This is a genomic window from Tateyamaria sp., assembly GCF_059783535.1.
This window is the reverse complement of sequence record NZ_JBYNDP010000009.1, coordinates 45,739-65,910: the sequence shown is the minus strand read 5'-3', so window position 1 is coordinate 65,910 and position 20,172 is coordinate 45,739. Positions and strand designations below refer to the sequence as shown.

Annotated in this window: 17 protein-coding genes; 10 read left to right on the top strand and 7 right to left on the bottom strand. The window is 58.7% G+C overall.

Translation table 11 applies throughout. The features are described from left to right. Positions 1-137 precede the first annotated feature (137 nt). Positions 138-890: a hypothetical protein gene (locus AC6RA8_RS03640; protein ID WP_500350765.1), complete on the bottom strand. Its 753-nt coding sequence runs from the start codon at positions 888-890 to the stop codon at positions 138-140. A gap of 90 nt (positions 891-980) precedes the next feature. Between AC6RA8_RS03640 and AC6RA8_RS03635 the strand changes: the two genes are divergently transcribed. Continuing rightward, positions 981-1,853, top strand: coding sequence for a glycosyltransferase family protein (locus AC6RA8_RS03635; protein ID WP_500350764.1), 873 nt, complete (start codon positions 981-983; stop codon positions 1,851-1,853). Between the two features lie 27 nt (positions 1,854-1,880). On the opposite strand, the gene AC6RA8_RS03630 is transcribed toward AC6RA8_RS03635, so the two are convergent. Together AC6RA8_RS03630 and AC6RA8_RS03625 are read right to left on the bottom strand one after the other, a co-directional pair. Beyond that, positions 1,881-2,735 (bottom strand): alpha/beta fold hydrolase, encoded by an 855-nt coding sequence (locus AC6RA8_RS03630; RefSeq protein WP_500350763.1) that lies wholly within the window; start codon positions 2,733-2,735, stop codon positions 1,881-1,883. After that, positions 2,732-4,102, bottom strand: a complete 1,371-nt coding sequence (locus AC6RA8_RS03625) for a M20/M25/M40 family metallo-hydrolase (protein WP_500350762.1) — start codon at positions 4,100-4,102, stop codon at positions 2,732-2,734. Before AC6RA8_RS03625 ends, AC6RA8_RS03630 begins: the two co-directional genes overlap by 4 nt. A 222-nt stretch (positions 4,103-4,324) precedes the next feature. On the opposite strand from AC6RA8_RS03625, the gene hemA reads away from it, so the two are divergent. From hemA to ispG, 3 genes are all read left to right on the top strand, one after another. Further along, complete coding sequence (hemA, locus tag AC6RA8_RS03620; protein ID WP_500350761.1) at positions 4,325-5,548, top strand: 5-aminolevulinate synthase; 1,224 nt, start codon at positions 4,325-4,327, stop codon at positions 5,546-5,548. 112 nt (positions 5,549-5,660) lie between these two features. Then, the gene (locus AC6RA8_RS03615; RefSeq protein ID WP_500350760.1) at positions 5,661-6,866 is read left to right on the top strand and encodes a helix-turn-helix domain-containing protein; all 1,206 of its coding nucleotides are present in this window, start codon (positions 5,661-5,663) and stop codon (positions 6,864-6,866) included. Between the two features lie 76 nt (positions 6,867-6,942). After that, complete coding sequence (gene ispG / locus AC6RA8_RS03610; protein WP_500350759.1) at positions 6,943-8,076, top strand: flavodoxin-dependent (E)-4-hydroxy-3-methylbut-2-enyl-diphosphate synthase; 1,134 nt, start codon at positions 6,943-6,945, stop codon at positions 8,074-8,076. 45 nt (positions 8,077-8,121) lie between these two features. On the opposite strand, the gene AC6RA8_RS03605 is transcribed toward ispG, so the two are convergent. Both AC6RA8_RS03605 and AC6RA8_RS03600 read right to left on the bottom strand, forming a co-directional pair. Then, complete coding sequence (locus AC6RA8_RS03605; RefSeq protein WP_500350758.1) at positions 8,122-8,868, bottom strand: DsbA family protein; 747 nt, start codon at positions 8,866-8,868, stop codon at positions 8,122-8,124. Between the two features lie 3 nt (positions 8,869-8,871). Further along, on the bottom strand, positions 8,872-10,212 hold the full coding sequence (locus tag AC6RA8_RS03600; protein ID WP_500350757.1) for a M48 family metalloprotease: 1,341 nt from the start codon (positions 10,210-10,212) through the stop codon (positions 8,872-8,874). Positions 10,213-10,233: 21 nt separating this feature from the next. Between AC6RA8_RS03600 and AC6RA8_RS03595 the strand changes: the two genes are divergently transcribed. The 6 genes from AC6RA8_RS03595 to AC6RA8_RS03570 all read left to right on the top strand — a co-directional run bounded on the left by AC6RA8_RS03595 (position 10,234) and on the right by AC6RA8_RS03570 (position 18,713). Next, positions 10,234-11,376 carry a pyridoxal phosphate-dependent aminotransferase gene (locus AC6RA8_RS03595; protein WP_500350756.1) on the top strand — a complete coding sequence of 381 codons (1,143 nt, stop codon included), beginning with the start codon at positions 10,234-10,236 and terminating at the stop codon, positions 11,374-11,376. Between the two features lie 63 nt (positions 11,377-11,439). Further along, positions 11,440-12,648, top strand: coding sequence for an N-acetylmuramoyl-L-alanine amidase (locus AC6RA8_RS03590; protein WP_500350755.1), 1,209 nt, complete (start codon positions 11,440-11,442; stop codon positions 12,646-12,648). 103 nt (positions 12,649-12,751) lie between these two features. Beyond that, positions 12,752-15,262: a penicillin-binding protein 1A gene (locus tag AC6RA8_RS03585; protein ID WP_500350754.1), complete on the top strand. Its 2,511-nt coding sequence runs from the start codon at positions 12,752-12,754 to the stop codon at positions 15,260-15,262. An 83-nt stretch (positions 15,263-15,345) separates the two neighbouring features. After that, positions 15,346-16,470, top strand: coding sequence for a peptide chain release factor 2 (prfB, locus tag AC6RA8_RS03580; RefSeq protein WP_500350753.1), 1,125 nt, complete (start codon positions 15,346-15,348; stop codon positions 16,468-16,470). 39 nt (positions 16,471-16,509) lie between these two features. After that, positions 16,510-17,925 carry an amidase gene (locus AC6RA8_RS03575; protein WP_500350752.1) on the top strand — a complete coding sequence of 472 codons (1,416 nt, stop codon included), beginning with the start codon at positions 16,510-16,512 and terminating at the stop codon, positions 17,923-17,925. Further along, positions 17,925-18,713: a DUF2189 domain-containing protein gene (locus AC6RA8_RS03570; RefSeq protein WP_500350751.1), complete on the top strand. Its 789-nt coding sequence runs from the start codon at positions 17,925-17,927 to the stop codon at positions 18,711-18,713. The genes AC6RA8_RS03575 and AC6RA8_RS03570 overlap by 1 nt, the downstream gene beginning before the upstream one ends. Here AC6RA8_RS03570 and AC6RA8_RS03565 read toward each other — a convergent pair. Together AC6RA8_RS03565 and AC6RA8_RS03560 are read right to left on the bottom strand one after the other, a co-directional pair. Further along, a complete protein-coding gene (locus AC6RA8_RS03565) occupies positions 18,710-18,928 on the bottom strand; it encodes a hypothetical protein (protein ID WP_500350750.1) in 219 nt (72 codons plus the stop codon). The genes AC6RA8_RS03570 and AC6RA8_RS03565 overlap by 4 nt on opposite strands. Beyond that, complete coding sequence (locus AC6RA8_RS03560) at positions 18,925-20,085, bottom strand: aromatic ring-hydroxylating oxygenase subunit alpha (protein ID WP_500350749.1); 1,161 nt, start codon at positions 20,083-20,085, stop codon at positions 18,925-18,927. The genes AC6RA8_RS03565 and AC6RA8_RS03560 overlap by 4 nt, the downstream gene beginning before the upstream one ends. Between the last annotated feature and the right edge of the window lie 87 nt (positions 20,086-20,172).

Below are 20,172 nucleotides of genomic sequence, written 5' to 3'. Positions count from 1 at the left end.
GGCCTGTCACGCCGGGGGTCGCGGGTTCGAGCCCCGTCAACCGCGCCACTTTCCCCACCATCTTTGTGTGATTTACGTCGCTACGAGGGGCCTGCCCCTCGCGCTCCCCGCGGTTTATCCGGCGAAATGAAGTTGGGTCAGTAGGTGTAGCCGAGTGCGGCTTCGACCTTGGTGTCGATGTTGCTTCGCAGAAAGTCCATGTCTGCGTCCGACCACTGGTCGGGTAGGGCGGGTCGGTCGGGCACTGCGGCTTTGAACTTGGAGCCCAGACGTTTGATGACCGGGCGGAATTCGGCGCGCGGAGGGGCGACGCCGAGTACGCTGGTGAGCTCTGTCAGCGTGGCTTCGGGATCGGCCTGTGCGTCCTCCATGCGTATCACGGCACAGGTGCAGTCGCGATGGAGGAGGGACAGCATCGCCTGTAGTTTGGCCGTCCGAAGGGCAAACAGGGTGTCAAAGCGCGCGCCGGTGACCGGGTGACGATCGTGTTGCAAAGGCTGGCTGACGCTGCCTTCGGGGACCAGCCCTTCGAAGTATCGCGGGCGGTCAATGATCGTGTCCCATGGCGCGCGGATGAACTCTGAAAACGTCATGGCCTGCAAGGCAGGTGTCGTGTGCCATGGCTTGGAAAACATGGACCGCGCCCATGTGTCCGCCCGCCTTACAACGACGATCACTGCCAAGTCTGAAGGGATGGCCATCATGTGGGGGAAACCGTGTTTCCAGCCCAGATCTTCGGTCGGTTTCAGTTCAGTGTTCCGGCCCAGAAGACGCTTGACGAAGTTTGTGCCCGATGACCTTTCTCCGATAACCTGATAGCGCGTGACTGGCGTGTCAGTGGCACGCGTCACATGCAGGCCGGTTCGGACAAAATCTGGGGGCAGTGTCATGCGGAACCTTCGCTGCAAATTAACGATTCTCTTGGCAGGGCCGTTGCAGTAGGGTGCCCAAAAAGAACCCTTTGAGCAGGACCTTAGCAGATGCAAACAGTAGCCGCCGTGACCATGGTGCGCGATGACGCGTTTTTCCTGAAAGCGTGGCTGCGCCACTACGGTGAGATGTTTGGTCGCGAGAATTGCTATGTCATCAATCACGGTCGTGGTGCCGAGGTGGCTGAGTTGGCCGCGGGGTGCAACGTCATCGGCATTCCGGGGGATCCGCACAAGAATTTCGACATCAAGCGTTGGGGCCTGTTGAACAACCTTGTCGGGGGGCTGCGGCGTTACTATCGCCATGTGATCGTGGGGGATGTGGACGAATTGGTTGTGCGCGACCCGGAGGCGGGCGGTACGTTGCTGGAGTTTCTGGAAAATGCGCCTGAGGGCCGTGTCCTGACGCCGCTTGGTCTTGAGGTGATCCACCGCATCGACCTCGAACAGGACGAGATCACGGACCACATCATTGGCCCGCGCCGCCATGTTCGCCCGGCACCGCATTATTCAAAGCCCTGCATCGTCTCGGCCCCGGTCAAGATCGCGCGGGGTGGGCATTTTACGCAGGCCGACAAGCTGTTCACGCCGGACGATCTGTACCTGATGCACCTGAAGTTCTGCGATTTTGGCGCCTATGTCGGGGTTATGGACCACCGCAATGCTGTCACGGGTGAGGTGAACGCGACGATAAAGGAAGCCTCCATTGGCCGACATTGGTTTGTCGAAGCGCGCGGAGAGGATCGCGCGGTTTTTGAGGATTTCGCGACGCTCGAAATGATCGATGATTTCGATATGCGCCCTTTGCGTCGCAAGATGCAGCGCAGTTTCAAACCACGCGGCGATACCGGGTACTATCATTTTGACCGTCCGGACTATGGCACGCAGTATGTGTTGCCCGAGCGGTTTGTTGGCGTGATCTGACGTGCGGGGCGCACCGACAGGTGCGCCTTACGTTTGGGACGTCAGGAAATCGGTGAGGGCTTTTACGGTTTCATCCGGGTGTGTGTCCGGAAAGAAATGCCCGCCGGGCAGACCGTTTGCCTGCATGTTCGTGAGCCGGTCCGCCCACGTGGCAGCCACATCATAGGATTTTCCCATCACACCGTTCGCACCATAGAGAACAAGGGCTGGGCAATCCGTGGTGCGCCCGAGGTCGGCAGCATCGAGGTCGAAATCAACATCGATGGCGGCGCGGTAGTCGTTGCACATGGTGCGGATGCATTCAGGGTCTCTCCACGACGCGCGATACGCAGCCAGTGCTTCTGCGTCGAACCCGTCCATCCCACCGCCCCAACCGGCCAGGCAGCTTTCGAAATAGGCGTCGGGGTCATGGCCGATCAGCGTTTCGGGAAACGGCGCAGGTTGGGCGAGAAAGAACCAGTGATAGTAAGCGCGCGCGACCTGCTGGGTCAGCGCGTCCAGCAATAGATGGGTCGGCACGATGTCCATGAGCGTGAGGGACAGAATGGAACCGGGACTGTCCAGTGCCATGCGGTGCGCCGTGCGTGCACCCCGGTCATGACCGACCAGATGGAAGCGATCGAAGCCTAGATGCTGCATCAGCTGCTTTTGATCAGCCGCCATATGGCGAAAGCTCATGTCTTCCATCTGGGCGGGTTTGGTGCTGGCGCCATAGCCGCGTAGGTCAGCCGTGACGACGGTGAAATGTCGGGCCAATTGCGGTGCAATGGCTTGCCACATGGCCCGCGTTTGCGGAAATCCGTGCAGCAACAGAACAGGAGGTCCATCGCCCTGTATTTCATGGGCTATGGTGATGCCGTCGGCGGTCGTGAATGTCGTCATGTCAGGGCGTCAAGGATGCGGGCCCAGCTGCGGATGCCTTTGTGAAAGCTTTCCATATCATACTTTTCGTTGGGCGAGTGAATCTGATCGTCGTCCTTGCCGAAACCGACGAGCATGGGCGTGGTGCCAAGGATGTCCTGAAAATGCCCCGCGATTGGAATTGAACCGCCGCAACCCACATAGGCGGCCGGGACATTCCATTCATTCGTGAGCGCGACACGCGCTGCTTCGAAGGCCGGGTCGGTGGTTTCGGTCGTTGAGGCTTGGCTGGCGCCATGGCCCGAGAATTCGACCTCGCAGTCCGCGGGCAGGGCGTCGCGCACCAACCGGCGGAAGCTGTCGCGGATCTTGTGCGGGTCCTGATCACCAACAAGGCGGAATGACACCTTGGCGTGCGCCTTGGAGGGCAGCACGGTTTTGAAACCATCGCCCGTGTAGCCACCCCATATGCCGTTTACGTCACAGGTTGGACGCGACCATATCATTTCGATTGGAGTGCGGTCCTGTTCGCCTGCAGGTTCCGACAGGCCTACGTCCCCAAGGAACGTGCCATGGTCAAAGGCAAGGCCTTGCCATTGCTGACGAATGTCATCTGGCAATTCAGGCACGCCGTCATAGAACCCGGGCACCGTGACGCGACCCTGATCATCGTGCAGTGAGGCCAGGATACGGGTGAGGACACGGATCGGGTTCATTGCGACCCCTCCATACATGCCCGAATGTAGGTCTTTGTCGGGGGCGGTGATCGTAATCTCTTCGCCCAGCAATCCCCGCAGCATTGTGACGATGGACGGTACGCGGGACTCGAACATGCCGGTGTCGCAGATCAGGGCGAGGTCGGATTTCAGCTCGTCCGCGTTCTCTTCCATGAAAGGGACCAAGGACGGAGAGCCTGATTCTTCTTCGCCTTCAAAGAAGAATGTGATGCGGCATGGCAGAGAACCGTGCTCGGACTTCCAGGCGCGACAGGCTTCGACAAAGGTCATGAGCTGACCTTTGTCGTCAGATGATCCGCGCCCGCGGATGACTGGGCCCTTTGGTGTGTCTTCGATCTGAGGATCGAACGGGTCGCGATCCCAAAGCTCAAGCGGATCAACGGGTTGCACGTCATAGTGCCCATAGAACAACAGATGCGGTCCTTCGCCATCGACATGACCCACAACCATCGGGTGCCCCGGTGTTTCCCGTTTTTCTGCTGTAACGCCAATGCTTTGCAGATCGTTCACCAACCAGTCCGCGGCGCTCTGGCAATGATCCGCAAACGCCGGATCGGTCGAGATCGACTGAATGCGCAAAAGCTCGAGCAGCCGTTCAGTTGCTCGGGGCAAATCAGTGTCGATGCGTGACAGGACGGCGTCGAGGGTCATGGGGCTTCCTTTGCTTTGGCTGATGCGGCCACACTACGGTCCGGCGGGGCAGTGTCCAGAGGTTGATCTGGGTCAAAGCGCAGGTTGTCCGGGTGGGGAATACCAGACCTGCGACATGACGCGCATTTGATTAGCATTGAAGCCCAATCTTGCTGTCTATATTCATTCTAAATACTGCGTCAGTGGACTGGCATAGACGCAAAGACCAAAATGGAGCCTCGCGTGGACTACACCGCCAAATTGGACACCGCCCTGCAACGCCTGCACGACGAAGGCCGTTACCGGACCTTCATCGATATTGAGCGTCAGAAGGGCCAGTTCCCGCATGCGGAATGGACGCGGCCAGATGGCACCAAGGCACCAATCACGGTGTGGTGCGGCAATGACTATCTTGGCATGGGCCAAAACCCAATTGTGCTGCAAGCCATGCACGAGGCAATTGACACGACCGGTGCCGGTTCGGGCGGGACACGCAACATTTCGGGCACAACCGTGTATCACAAACGGCTTGAGGCCGAGCTTGCCGATCTGCACGGCAAGGAAGCTGCACTGCTGTTCACCAGCGCGTATATTGCCAATGATGCTACATTAAGTACGCTGCCTAAGCTCTTTCCAGGATTGATTATCTACTCGGATGCTCTGAACCACGCTTCAATGATCGAAGGTGTTCGTCGCAACGGTGGATCCAAGCGTATCTTCCGCCACAACGATGTCGATCATCTGCGCGAGCTTCTGGAAGCCGACGATCCTGATGCGCCCAAATTGATCGCATTTGAATCCATCTATTCGATGGACGGCGATTTTGGACCCATTGAAGAGATTTGTGATCTTGCCGACGAATTCGGCGCACTCACATATATCGACGAGGTGCACGCCGTGGGCATGTACGGCCCGCGTGGTGCAGGTGTTGCTGAACGTGACGGGCTGATGCACCGCATCGACATCATCAACGGCACGCTGGCGAAAGCGTATGGCGTTATGGGCGGCTACATCGCTGCATCGGCCAAGATGTGCGATGCGATCCGATCGTATGCGCCCGGGTTTATTTTCACGACGTCACTACCGCCTGCGGTCGCGGCCGGAGCGGCTGCCTCCGTTGCGTTCCTGAAAACCGCGGAAAATCTGCGGGCGGACCATCAGGCGCAGGCCAAGGCGTTGAAATTGCGACTGAAGGGCATGGGCCTGCCCATTATCGACCATGGCAGCCACATCGTTCCTGTCATGGTGGGGAACCCTGTTCATACCAAGATTCTGAGCGACATGTTGTTGGAAGATCACGGAATATATGTCCAGCCGATCAACTTTCCGACGGTACCACGCGGGACCGAACGTTTACGTTTTACGCCGTCGCCCGTACATGGCCCGAAAGAGATCGATGCCCTTGTAAAGGCTATGGATAAACTGTGGTCTCATTGTGCGCTAAATCGCGCCGAGAGCGCAGGTTAATTCACTAATATTCGCAAATAGCGTTGCCATATGTTACCGTCTGTTAAACAACAGAGGTGAAGCGAATCGTGTGGGAGCGATTTGCCATCACTTGGGACAACGGGGCAGCTGTATGATCGGGCGGAAATCCGACATCGCTAAAGTTGAAGAAGACGTCGAGCCAAAGGGCTTTGACGACTTTGAGTTGCGCCTTGGTGACATCATGCGCGGTGAGCGCGCCACAATGGGCAAATCCCTGTTGGACGTGCAACGAGAACTTCGTATCAAGGCAAGCTATATCGCAGCCATTGAAGCCTGTGATCCGGATGCGTTCGACACTCCGGGTTTCATTGCCGGTTACGTCAGGTCTTATGCCCGCTACCTGAACATGGACCCGGACCGATCATTCCACACGTTCTGCGAAGAGAGCGGTTTTGCAGTGGCGCACGGCATGTCCGCAGAAGCGTCCGTGGTCAAGAAAGCCGCCCGTGAAGATCGGCTGCACAAGCCTCATGGCGCAGATATCTTCGCAGCACCTGCGACACCGTTCGTTCCAACAGGCGAGGCCGTTTGGTCAAGGATCGAGCCGCGTGCGGTTGGATCGTCGCTTGTGTTACTTGCCTTGATTGGTGGCATCGGGTTTGGCGGCTATTCGGTCCTGCAAGAGGTGCAGCGCGTACAGGTGGCACCCGTGGATCAAACACCGGTTGTTCTGTCGGACCTTGATCCTTTGAACAGCGCAAACCTGTCACAGGTCGAGCAGGGGCCCACGATTGACACCCCGCGTGCGGATGCGCTGGATCGCCTTTACCGACCGCAAGCGCTGGATGTGCCTGTGCTGGTTGCGCGCGACGCGCCAATCGCCACTTTGGACCCGCGCGAGATCGGGACTTTTGCAACACCCGAACCGGCAGACAGCACGCCGCTGATCGGAGCGGTTGATCGCGCACTCGCAGAGGCGATTGCACCCACCGTGCCTCAAGTGGTCGAGGAAACTGCGCCCGCGCTGACAATGGTTGCCGTGCGCCCGTCCTGGGTTCGTGTGCGCGCCGCCGATGGGACCGTGATCTACGAAGCGACGATGCAGGCTGGCGATACATGGGAAGCGCCCTTGACCGAAGAAGCGCCCACGTTGCGCACGGGAGAGAGCGGCGCAATCTACTTCGCAATGAACAACAAGTTCTACGGCCCGGTTGGTCCCACTGGCGCTGTAACGTCGAACTTGCCGCTGGAGATTGCAGGTCTGAAAGAGACATATCTGCCTGTTGATGTCAGCACGGACGAGGGGCTGACCCGCTACGCCGAAGCACAGGCGGCGTCCACCGCGATCAGCGAATAGTCTTCGCGCCCCATTGCCGGGCTGCCTTCTCCTGTCTATCTTCCGTGACAACTGCCGATGCTGAACAGGATGTTCCATGTCGCTTAACCATATCCGTCCGTGGCGTAACATCTACCGTCGGGAAAGCCGTCAGATCATGGTGGGGTCAGTCCCTGTCGGTGGCGATGCACCTATCACCGTGCAGACTATGACAAACACGTTGACCACAGATGTGGTTGCAACGATTGCCCAAGTGCAGGCGGCGGCCGAAGCTGGTGCGGATATCGTCCGCATTTCCGTCCCGGACCAGGCGTCGTCCAAGGCGTTGAAAGAGATCGTGGCGGAAAGCCCGGTGCCAATCGTCGCTGACATCCATTTCCACTACAAGCGCGGGATCGAAGCGGCCGAGGCAGGTGCAGCCTGCCTGCGTATCAACCCCGGCAACATCGGGTCCGAGGATCGCGTCAAAGAGGTTATCAAGGCTGCGCGCGACCACAATTGTTCCATCCGCATCGGCGTCAATGCCGGGTCACTCGAAAAGCATCTGCTTGAGAAATATGGCGAACCTACGCCCGACGCGATGGTGGAAAGCGGCCTCGATCACATCAAGATCTTGCAAGACAATGATTTCCACGAATTCAAGATCAGCTGCAAAGCGTCTGACGTTTTCATGGCGGCCGCGGCGTATCAGAAACTGGCAGAGGCCACGGATGCGCCAATCCATCTTGGGATCACCGAAGCGGGAGGCTTGACGTCCGGCACCATCAAATCCGCGATTGGCCTTGGCAATCTGCTGTGGATGGGCATCGGCGACACGATCCGCGTGTCCTTGTCCGCGGATCCAGTGGAAGAGGTCAAAGTCGGTTACGAAATTCTCAAATCACTTGGTCTGCGGCACCGCGGCGTGAACATCATCTCTTGCCCATCCTGCGCGCGGCAGGGTTTTGACGTGATCAAAACTGTGGAAGTGCTGGAAGAAAGGTTGGCGCATATCAAGACGCCCATGAGCCTATCCATCATCGGCTGCGTCGTGAACGGTCCGGGCGAAGCGCTTATGACCGATGTGGGCTTTACCGGCGGTGGGGCCGGGCACGGCATGGTGTATCTGGCTGGCAAGCAAAGCCACCGGATGGACAACGACCAGATGGTCGATCACATCGTCGAAGAGGTTGAGAAGAAAGCCGCGGAACTGGACGCCGCAAGCGCAGCAGAGGCGCAAGCGGCGGAATAGGTCGTGATCCTAGAAGAGGCCGGGCGTCCTGAAGACGTCAGCTGGTCACCCCCGCTTTTCGTCGACCAGAGCTTGCATTTCGTCAAAGGGCAGGAAGCCGCGCAAAAGCTCGTCTTGCAGGACGAATGTGGGCGTGCCGGTGATCTGCAACCTTTGCGCCAAGGCACGTGTCCGCCGGATTTCATCCGTCACGGCTTCGCTGTCCATATGCGCTTCGATCGCTTCGGCATCGAGGCCAAAGGTCGAGGCCATGCGCCGCAGCGTGCGCATTGATACATCCCCTGACATTTCCATCATCGCGTCGCTGATGTTCTTGTAGGCTTCAGAGCCCGCAATTTGCTTCGTTGCGATTGTGAAGCGTGAAGCCAGCAGCGACTGTTCTCCGAGGATCGGGAATTCTTTGACAATCAGGCGGATGTTGCCGTCCGTTTCCAACAGTTTGGCAACCTCACCATGGGCGCGTTTGCAGAATCCGCAGCGGTAGTCGAGGAATTCGACCAGTGTGATGTCCCCATCGGGGTTGCCGCCGACAAAGCTGAAGCCGTCGTTGAAAATGTCCTCGGCATTGTCCGACACCAGTGAAAGATCGGCTTGGGCCTGTGCTGCAGCCTGCCTTTGTTCCAGCACTTGGACCGCATCCATAATCACCTGCGGGTTGTCCATCAGATATGCGCGGACTTCCTCACGGAAAATCTGCCGCTCTTCGTCGGTCATTTGGCTCAGGTCAAGCGCTTGGGCGGGTAGGGCGAATGCCATGGCAAAAGAGGCTGCGGCGAGGGGGCGGAAGAACATCGTCTATCTCCGTTTCTTGCGCTTTTCTGCGCGTTCAGATGCAAGGACCACATCCTGTGCCCGTTGCCAAGGGCCAGACCCCTCTGCCAAGAGGCCGGTGGCCCGCTTTGCATGAATACCGGCATCTTCGAGCCGACCACGCAGGGCGTAGCGTTCGGCCGTGACAAGGGACGCCATGCCGCGCTGGCCGGATTTCGCATAGGCCACACTGAGATCGCGCAACATTGATCCATCGCGGAAATCTATGCGACGGGCGCGTTCAAGGGCTGGCAGGGCTGCGCTGACATTTCCACTGGCCAACAGCGCACGGCCATAGCCTGCCTGCAGCAGCCCATCGTTGGGGCGCAATTGCACCGCGCGACCGTGTGCATTTGCTGCCGCTGCGAACTGCCGGGTTTCCATCAGAATTTGACCCTTGAGATCGTATAGGAACGGATCCTGCGGGCGCAGAGCGATGGCTTTGTCGATGGCCGCAATCGCGCGACGTGTTTGCGAGTTCTGGTGTCGTGCAGCAGCCTCGCGCATCAAGGCAATGTCGCGGTAGCCGCTTTCACCCAATCGGTTCAGTGTCCAACTTGGACGTCGGGTGAAGGATGTCAGCTTTCCCTTTGCGCGCGCAAACCAGTAGTCCCACGTGGCGGAGTCTGCGGCGCCAGAGTTACCATATGCTGCGGCAAACCCTTCAATTGTGCGCAGGCGGTCGCGGCTCAGCGGGTGCGAACGGACATAGGGGTCCTGTCGGCTGGCACTCAGCATCTCCTGGCCGCGGAACAGGCGAAAGACGTCCAGCATTCCACCCAGATCTATGCCTGCACTGCGCAAGTACCGTGCGCCTGATTGGTCTGCGGCGGTCTCTTCAGCACGAGTGTGGCTTAGAAAGTTGCGTTGTGCGGCGCTTTGGCTGCCGAGGCTGATGGCCGCCGCACCTTCGCCAGCGCCCGCGGCCGCTGCAAGGATTGCCAGTGCCTGGCCAAGCGTTGCGGCCGTGCGCGCGTTGCCGAGATTGGTGATCCGACGCGTGATGTGCCCGTTTGCGATATGCGCAGCCTCGTGCGCGATGACGGCCTGCAGCATTGCCGCCCGGTCCATCCGACTGATCAGGCCCGAATGGATGTAGATCGCATCGTTACTGATCACAAACGCGTTGAGTGAACTGTCATTGACCACAAGGATTTTGGTGCGTGAAGCACTCAACCCAGCCGCCTTCAGCACGGGCGCGGCCACTTGCGCCAACGCGTATTCCATGTCTGCATCCCGCAACAAGGTTACCGCGCGCGCAGGCAAGGCGAGCGCCAGCGACACGATCAGGATTGACGCCACCCGCGCCAGGGTATGAAAGGTCATGGTTCGATCATAGGAGACGCCATGCGAACCTCAAGACGCAGCGATGTCGATCCCTTCATTGTGATGGATGTGATGGAGGCAGCACGGGCCGCCGAAGCCGCAGGCCGCCACATCATTCATATGGAAGTGGGGCAGCCTGGGACTGGTGCACCTCAGGCGGCGATCCGCGCATTGGAAGCGGCAATGAATGAAGGGCCACTTGGCTACACCGTAGCCTTGGGCTTGCCTGCGCTGCGGGCGCGCATTGCACGACTATATGGGGACTGGTATGACATTGATCTGAACCCGGAGCGTGTGATTGTTACCTCGGGAGCATCTGGCGGATTTATCCTTGCATTCAATGCGTTGTTCGACAGCGGAGATCGTGTTGGCATCGGCGCGCCGGGCTATCCCAGTTACCGGCAAATTCTGACTGGTCTGGGGCTGACACCGGTGGATTTGCCGACGGCCGCCGCAAACCGTTATCAACCTGTGCCCGATGATTTTGCCGACCATGAACTGCAGGGCTTGCTTGTCGCCTCTCCGGCCAATCCTACCGGGACAATGTTGGACCGTACCGCCATGACGCGTCTGGTTGAAGCCACGCAAGATGTCGGAGCCAGCTTTATCAGTGACGAGATCTACCACGGCATCGAATATGAGGCCAAAGCTGTCAGCGCGCTGAATGTCAGTGATGATGTCTATGTCATCAACTCGTTTTCCAAATACTTCTCGATGACGGGCTGGCGTGCGGGATGGATGGTGGTGCCCGAGAATCACGTGCGTGTGGTCGAGCGCCTGGCGCAAAACATGTTCATCTGCCCTCCACACGCCAGTCAGGTGGCCGCGCTTGCGGCTATGGATGCGACGGACGAGTTGGAAGCAAACCTGGATGTCTACCGCACCAACCGTGCCCTGATGCTCGAGGGTTTGCCGAAAGCCGGGTTCACGCGCATCGCGCCGCCTGACGGAGCCTTCTATGTCTACGCCGATGTGTCAGAGCTGACCAACGACAGCCGTGCATTTGCAGCGCAGATATTGGACGAGGTGGGTGTTGCCGTGACACCAGGCCTCGATTTCGATCCCGTTCGCGGGCACCAGACCCTGCGTTTTTCCTACGCACGCGCAACAGACGACATTGCAGAGGGCCTGCGCCGACTGAAGACATTCATGGATAAGCGTTAATCGGGGATTCCCGCGAGGAGCGGGGGCCGCTATGCTGCACGCAAAACGAAAAGGGCAGTGGCGATGCGGGCGATCTTGATCGCAATGATGATGTGGGGTTGTGCCATCTCAGCCATGGGGCAAGACCTGTCCGGCCTGGCGCGGGTGGATGTCGCGGAAAGCGAGATTTCGGACGGCTGGTTCGGATCGACTGATTTAACACTGTCGTTGAGCCAGGGCGTGCCATTCCGTGTCTTTTCGTTGTCTGACCCAGCGCGGCTGGTCGTTGATTTCCGAGAAGTGGATTTCTCCGGCATTTCGCCAGATGCCCTGTTGCCCGAGCCCGGCCGCATTTCAGCGGTGCGTTTCGGAGCGTTCAAACCCGGTTGGTCCCGACTTGTGCTGGATTTGAACACGCCGATGGTACCGAAGCAAATTGCAATGCCTGTCAACCCGTCCTCGGGTCGAGCGGTTCTCACAATCGCGTTGAAAGAGGTTTCGGCAACGGAATTCGCGGAACAGGCGGGTCCGCCTGTTGATGCTGATTGGGGGGTGCAGGCCGCAGACGAGCCGCGTGAAACGCAGCAGAATGGGTTCGTGGTTGTCATCGACCCGGGCCATGGTGGGATTGATCCGGGCGCCGTGCGCGACACCACCAGCGAAAAGGAACTGATGCTGGGGGTTGGACTGGCGTTGCGCGACGCATTGCGCCGGGCCGGTGGTGTCGAGGTCGTGTTGACCCGAGATACGGACACTTTTGTTTCGCTGACTGGCAGGGTTGCTTTGGCACATCAGGTCGGGGCGGATGCTTTCGTGTCCTTGCACGCTGACGCCCTGAGCCAGGGTCAGGCAAGAGGGGCCACGGTCTATACTTTGTCGGACGAAGCAAGTGATGCGGCATCAGCGCAATTGGCGGCGCAGCATGACCGAGCCGACATTTTGGCCGGCGTGGACCTAAGTGGCACGGATGATCAGGTTGCATCCGTTCTGATGGACTTGGCCCGCACCGAAACCATGCCGCGCACGGACACTTTGGCGACGGCACTCATCGACAATATGGCGGCGGCGGGCGGGCCGATGAACAAACGCCCGCGACGCGAGGCAGCGTTCTCAGTCCTCAAAAGCGCGGACATCCCATCCGTTCTGGTCGAAGTTGGATTTCTGTCAGACGAACGTGACCTTGCCAATCTGCGCGACCCCGTTTGGCGCGCGGTCATGGTTGAAGCATTGGCGGCGGGTATCCTGCAGTGGCGGGATGATGATCTGGCAATGCAACCGCTGATCCGGCAATAGCCGTTCACATCGGCGATATCGCGCTGCCGTTCGCTTTTGACCCTGTCCACGCCCTCGCGTATACCCAAACAAAAGCTACCGTTGAAAACAGGTGCGAGCGGTCATGTTTCGGTTCATTCTTTCTTTCTTTGGTGGGATTTTCACCACGGTGACGATGGGTGTCGCCATGATCGCGCTTTCTGTCGGGGCGATTTTCTGGATGTATGGGCGGGATTTGCCAAGCCACGAGTCGCTGGCCCAGTATCAGCCCGCCACGATCAGCCGCATCTATTCCGGTGAAGGACAAATAATTGACGAGTTTGCACAAGAGCGTCGCCTGTTTGCGCCGGCTGAGACGATACCGGATCTGGTGAAACAGGCCTTCATCTCGGCCGAGGACAAGAACTTCTATACACACGATGGGTATGACCTGCGCGGCATTGGTGCCGCTGCCTATGACGCCGTGCGCAGCAGGGGGCGCGATGTGCGGGGTGCTTCAACGATCACCCAACAGGTGATGAAGAACTTCCTGTTGTCCGGTGATCGGCAAGCCGAGCGGAAGATCAAGGAAATCATCCTGGCTGCCCGCGTGGAAGAGGCGCTGAGCAAGGAAAAGATCCTCGAACTTTATATGAACGAGATTTTCCTCGGCCAGAACTCCTACGGCGTTGCCGCTGCCAGCCAGACTTATTTCAACAAGACGCTGACCGAACTCGCGCCGCATGAGGCTGCGTTCTTGGCATCCTTGCCGAAGGCACCGTCGGACTTTCACCCTGTACGCCGTGCAGATCGCCTGCTGTCCCGTAGAAACTTCGTTCTGAAAGAGATGATGGAGAACGGGTATATCGACGACGCCACCTATGAGACCGAGGTGGCGATGCCACTGCGGTCTGTGCAGAATGGCGACTTCGAGAGTTTCAAGGCAGAGCTGCCGCCGCGTGACTATTTCACCGACGAAATTCGTCGCCAGTTGAGCGAGGATTACGGGGAGGGCGAATTCTTTACCGGTGGCTATACCGTGCGGGCAACCATTGATGCCGAGATGCAGCCCATTGCAGCCTATGCATTGCGGCGCCAGCTTGAAAGCTATGACCGGGGGCAGGGCGTCTGGCGCGGCACCGGCAAAAACATCGAAGCGGATCAGCTTGAGAATTGGGAAGAGGCCCTTAGGGGTGTTTCAGTTGCGCGTGACATTGACCTGAACGGCGTATGGCGACCCGCCGTCGTCTTGGAAGTCGAAGACCAGCAGCTGCGCGTTGGTATTGAAGGGTGGACAGACAGCGAGCCCGTTGCGGTCGTTCCGCGCGAAGACATCAAGTGGATCCAGGGCAACTTCTTTGACAATTTCGAAGTTGGCGACGTGGTGCATGTGCGTGCCATGACGGCCGATGACAATGGGTCCTTTATCCGCTGGACCTTGCGCCAAGTGCCGCGCGTGCAGGGCGGCTTTGTCGCGATGGACGTGAACACGGGCCGCGTTATCGCCATGCAGGGCGGGTTCAGCTACCAGAACTCGGTCTTCAACCGTGCCACGCAGGCCAAACGTCAACCGGGGTCGTCCTTCAAACCGTTTGTCTATGCGGCTGCCCTAGATAGCGGGTATTCCCCGGCCACCATCGTCGTGGACGCGCCGATCGAGATCAACACGCCGCAGGGTCTGTGGCGCCCGCGCAATTCGTCCAACAAGTTCTACGGCCCCACACCACTTCGTACTGGTATCGAGCGGTCGCGGAACCTGATGACTATCCGTCTGGCGGAAGAGGTCGGTATGGACATTGTTGCCAACTATGCAGAGCGTTTCGGCGTTTATGACCGCATGGGACTATTCCTTGCCAACTCGCTGGGGTCTGAAGAAACGACGCTGTACCAGATGGTGTCTGCCTACGCGATGTTCGCCAATGGCGGCGAGCGCGTACAACCCACGTTGATTGACAGGGTACAGGACCGGTTTGGACGCACCGTGTATCGCCATGATGAACGCGAATGTCGGGACTGCACCCAACTGGCCAGTCTCGATCCGGGCATTGCGCCCCGCGTGGTGTCCAATCGTGAACGCGTCATGGACCCGGTGACAGCCTATCAGCTGACATCGATGATGAAGGGCGTGGTTGATCGTGGCACCGCAGCGCGGACGGTGAACCTGCCGGTTCCGATTGCGGGCAAGACAGGCACGACGAACGATGCCAAAGACGTCTGGTTCGTCGGGTTTTCCAGCGATATCGTCGCGGGCTGCTACATCGGCTATGATCAGCCGCGCAGCCTTGGCCGGGGTGCATCCGGAGGCGGCATGTGTGGACCTGTATTCAACACGTTCATGCAAGAGGCCATTGCCAAATACGGCGGTGGCGCCTTCGAAGTTCCCGAGGAATGCATGTTCATCAAAATCGACCGCTTTTCGGGCGCACGCCTCAGTGACGGGGCATCTGGCGAAAATGTTGTCAGCGAGTGTTTCCGCGACGGGTTCGAGCCGACATTCGGCATCACTTTCGACGGCGGTTTTGCGATGGGGGCCGATCTGCCTTTGTTTGAAGAGGTCGGGAGTAGTGGTCGTCAGGTGACCACCTCAACAGGCAAGAAAGCAGTTGTGGGTCCCAAAGCGAACTTCGGCACGTTGAGTTCTGGTGGTTTGTACTAAACCGACCTTATCTACCGCTCCGAGTGATCTTGTCGCGCAGTCTTGCATGGGCTATCTCGAAGCTCTGCCAGGAAGGGTTGGACATGCGCGCCGAAATTCAAAATGTCGTGGAAGAGATTGAAAAGTCGGTGGCTTTGCTGGCTCAGCGGCTGGATGTTGAAACGGCTCAGCACCGGCTGGAAGAGTTCAACGCGCGTGTTGAGGATCCCAACCTGTGGGATGATCCCGAAGCCGCGCAAAAGCTGATGCGTGACCGCCAGATGCTGGTGGACGCCATGGAAACGCATGACCGCATCAAGCAGGACCTGGCTGACAACATCGAGCTGATCGAGCTGGGCGAGATGGAAGAGGACGACGAGGTCGTTTCTGATGCCGAGGCCGCGATCAAGGCACTGGCCGAAACGGCGGCGCAAAAGGAACTTGAGGCGCTGCTTGATGGTGAGGCAGACGGAAACGATACCTTCCTTGAGATCAATTCAGGCGCGGGCGGGACTGAATCCTGCGATTGGGCAGCCATGCTGGCGCGGATGTATGTCCGCTGGGCCGAAAAGAAGGGCTACAAAGTCGAACTGCAGTCCGAAAGCGCCGGCGAAGAGGCCGGGATCAAGTCGGCAACGTACAAGATCAGCGGGACAAACGCCTATGGCTGGTTGAAGTCGGAAAGCGGTGTGCATCGGCTGGTCCGCATCAGCCCGTTTGACAGTGCCGCCAAGCGCCACACCAGCTTTACCTCTGTCGGTGTCTACCCGGTGGTGGACGACAATATCGAGATTGAGGTGAACCCTGCGGACATCCGCATCGACACATACCGGTCGTCCGGTGCGGGTGGGCAGCACGTGAATACAACCGACTCGGCGGTGCGGATCACCCACGCGCCTACGGGTATCGTCGTCACCAGCTCTGAAAAATCCCAACACCAGAACCGCGACATCGCGATGAAGGCGTTGAAAAGCCGTCTGTACCAGATGGAATTGGACCGCCGCAACGCCGCAGTAAACGAGATGCACGAGAACAAGGGCGATGCGGGCTGGGGCAACCAGATCCGGTCCTATGTCTTGCAGCCTTACCAGATGGTGAAAGACCTGCGCACCAATTACGAGACGTCCGACACCAAGGGCGTTCTGGACGGAGACCTTGATGGTCTCATGGCTGCCACGTTAGCTTTGGATGTGTCGGGCAAGTCCCGGGCCGAGGCGCAGGCGGAGTAATCCGCCTTTGGCCTGCCAATGTGAAGGGGGGCCAATCACATGATCGAACAAGGCGCGCTCGCACTGCGGGCGCAATTGGATGCGGGCAGCGTCACCGCCGAGGCTCTCATGGAGCGCACGCTTGATCGCATTGCTGCGCTCAATCCAAAGGTCAACGCGATTGTGTCATTACGAGACACAGACACATTGATGTCCGAGGCGCGCGCAGCCGATGCTGCGCCCAAGGCAGGTTGGTTGCATGGTATCCCGATGGCCATCAAGGATTTGGCGAATGCCAGGGGGCTGGCGACGTCAATGGGATCACCCTTGTTTGCCGGGCAAGTGGCACAATCCGACGATGTCATGGTGGCCCGATTGCGTGCTGCCGGAGCGATTATCATTGGAAAGACAAACACACCCGAGTTTGGTTTGGGGTCGCACAGCATCAACCCAGTCTTTGGCGCCACGCGGAACCCATACAATGTGGACTGCAGCGCGGGCGGATCATCCGGCGGTGCCGGGGTGGCCTTGGCCACCGGGATGCTGAGCGTCGCTGACGGCTCGGACATGATGGGATCTTTGCGTAACCCGGCAGGGTGGAACAATGTGTATGGGATGCGGCCAAGCTGGGGCCTCATCCCGTCTGAGCCGATGGGTGACAGTTTCCTGCATCAGCTTTCGACAAATGGACCAATGGCCCGTACGCCCAGTGATCTGGCGGCCCTTCTAGATACAATGGCCGGATCTGATCCGCGTCAGCCGCACGGCGTCGATGCGCCGCCTACATTGCCGCAGATCGGAGGCGGAGCCGATGGGTTGCGCCTTGGTTGGTTGGGCGACTGGGGTGGCGCGCTGCCAATGGAGGCCGGCGTGCTGGACCTATGCAAGGCGGCGTTAACGGAGATGGAGACGCTCGGCGTCACAGTGGATGCCTTGACCGCCCCGTTTGATCGCGATGTGATTTGGTCGTCCTGGATCACTTTGCGCAGTTGGGCTGTCGCCGGGAACCTTGACGTTCTGTACGCGGACCCTGCCAAGCGCGAGCAACTGAAAGACACCGCGATCTGGGAGGTCGAATGCGGCCTTGACCTGTCTGCCATGGAAGTGCACCGGGCCAGTGTGGTAAGATCGCATTGGTTCAAGGCTGCCACGGCTTTGTTCGAAAGCTATGACGTGCTTGTGCTGCCGTCTGCTCAGATGTGGCCTTTCGACGTCTCAATGGATTGGCCGCGCGAGATTGGTGGCACGCCGATGGATACATACCACCGCTGGATGGAAGTCGTGGTGCCCGCGAGTCTACTTGGTTTGCCCGTTGTATGTATACCGGCGGGTTTCGGTGGGCCGCAGGATCTGCCCATGGGACTTCAGTTGATTGGGCGGCGGGGCAGCGACGCGCTCTTGCTGCGATTGGCTCAAGCATGGCACGATATGACAGACTGGCCTGCGCGCCGTCCCGGAATGGAGGGTCTCATGTAATGGAAGCGAACCCGTATCCCAACTTGCCCGCAGGTGTGCCGCCATTTGATGCGCCGCGGCCCGAATTTATTCGCCATGCCTTATCCGCTGGTTGGAATGATTTCCGCACGGCGCCGGGCTTTGGCCTGTTGACCGGGATTGCGTCCGTTGTTGCAGGGTGGGTGTTGATTGGTCTTACAATATGGGCTGGTCACACGTTCTGGCTGATCCTCGCCGTTTTCGGTTTCCCTCTGGTGGCTCCACTTTGTGCACTCGGAACCTACGAAGTGTCGCGGCGGATCGGGATGGGTCAACCTGCGGGAATTGCCGTCATCCTCGGGCAATTGCGTGAAGAGCGGGGGAGGCAGCTGCCATGGCTTTCAATGCTGATGGTGGTTGCGCTGCTGTTCTGGTTCTTTCTGGGGCACATGATTTTCGCGCTGTTTCTGGGCCTCAAACCCATGGTGAACGTCACCACATCCTTTGATGTGTTCCTGAGCATCGACGGATTGATGATGATGGGGCTTGGCACCGTTGTCGGCGGTATCTTTGCTTTCATCTTCTTTGCGATGTGCGTGTTTGGCCTGCCGCTGCTGTTGGCGCGAGAGGTGGATTACATGACCGCGATCCTCGCCAGTTGGGGACATGTGCAGGCCCACATGGTCCCCATGCTGAGTTGGGCGGCTGTCATCGTGGTTCTTCTGTTTCTGGCGATGCTACCAGGACTGCTGGGTTTGGTGATTGTGCTGCCGTGGCTTGGGCATGCGTCTTGGCACATCTATGCGCAAATGGCTGCAGGTGCACGTTAAAGCGGTGTTTCACGCCTCATCTGCATCAGCATTTGGTGCAGAAGCGGCGCATCAGGATGCGCTGTTTCCAAGGCAAAGACATGCGCTTGCGTTAGGAAAAAGGCGCGCTCATTCTCGGACGGCGCCGCAATCGCGGCCTCTTGATACAGACTGACCAAAGCGGCGTGTTTGCCATCGGTATGTGCCGCCAGGAGACGCTGCTCAAGATCGTTCATTCGGCCGCGTTGGCTGCTGCGCGATGCGCCATCATTCGTTCCGCAACCCAACTGTGAAACAGGTGCGTCGGTCCATCCATCGCAGGAGAGAAGCGGCCGCCGTCAAACGCCGGTGTTTGACGACCGCGCTGCATACCTTCGACAACAAAAATGTCTTCCTCGAAGACCTGCTTCCATTGCGTGGTGTTGCGCCTCCTCAAGGTAGGATCGGTGTCAGGCTGCGCATAATACAGGTGGATGTTTTCAGTCGTTTGTCCCGGGCCCTGTGGCGCCAATATGATCGCAAACGCATGATCGCGATGCACACCCAGCAGCACATTTGGATAGGCTGTGATGTACTCCGCTGCGGTGTCCCATTTGTCGCTCAGCCCATCGAAGTCCGGAAATGTGTGGTCGTCCTCTCCGGACAACTGCCGATAAACAAGCGTGCCTTGCCCCGAATACCGACCGGGCGCCTCGATGTGGTAGTGATCTTCGAGCCGCGAGTATGTATTGAGATCCGGGTGCACCCAAGGCAGGTGATAACTCTCGCAATAGTTCTCTACCGCGAGTTTCCAGTTGCAGTTCACACTGAGCTGGAAATGGCTGTCTGCGCCACCATGATAGAGCGGTTTGTCGAACTCAGCCCAACGGGCAAGTAAATCTGCGTTGGCCCGTTCAAAGGGCAGGGTATCACCGGACAAATTGATCCAGACGACGTCCATCCATACGTGGCTGCGCACCTCGATCAATCCCAACGTGGACTTGTCGATCCCTTCGGCGGTGTTCTGACCGGGGCCTCCCACATGCGGAGTCGACACCAGTCGGCCTTCGGTCGAGTAACACCAGCTGTGGTATGGGCAGCGAATGGCGCCCTCGATCTTACGGGGGGCGTCTACAAGGATCATACCGCGATGGCGACAGATGTTGTGGAACACGCGTACCATACCAGACTTGTCCCGGATCAGGAGCAAGGGGATGCCAAGAAAGTTCAGCGGAACGGCGTCACCCGGTGCCGGAACGTCTGCCGCAACGGCCAAACCTGACCAGCCTGCCATCAAAAGCGCCTCGCGCTCCTCCTCGAACACAGCTGGACTGGTGTAGTGTTCATTTGGCAGGCCATGCGCAGATGAAATCGGACGGCGCACTGAATTCAGGGTTGTGGTTTCCATTCGCATTCCCCACCTGCTGTTTGACACCAAGGTATGGGTCAGAGCGGTCGAGGTGCGTAGATTTTCGACAGGAGTTTTCCCTGCCCGACATAT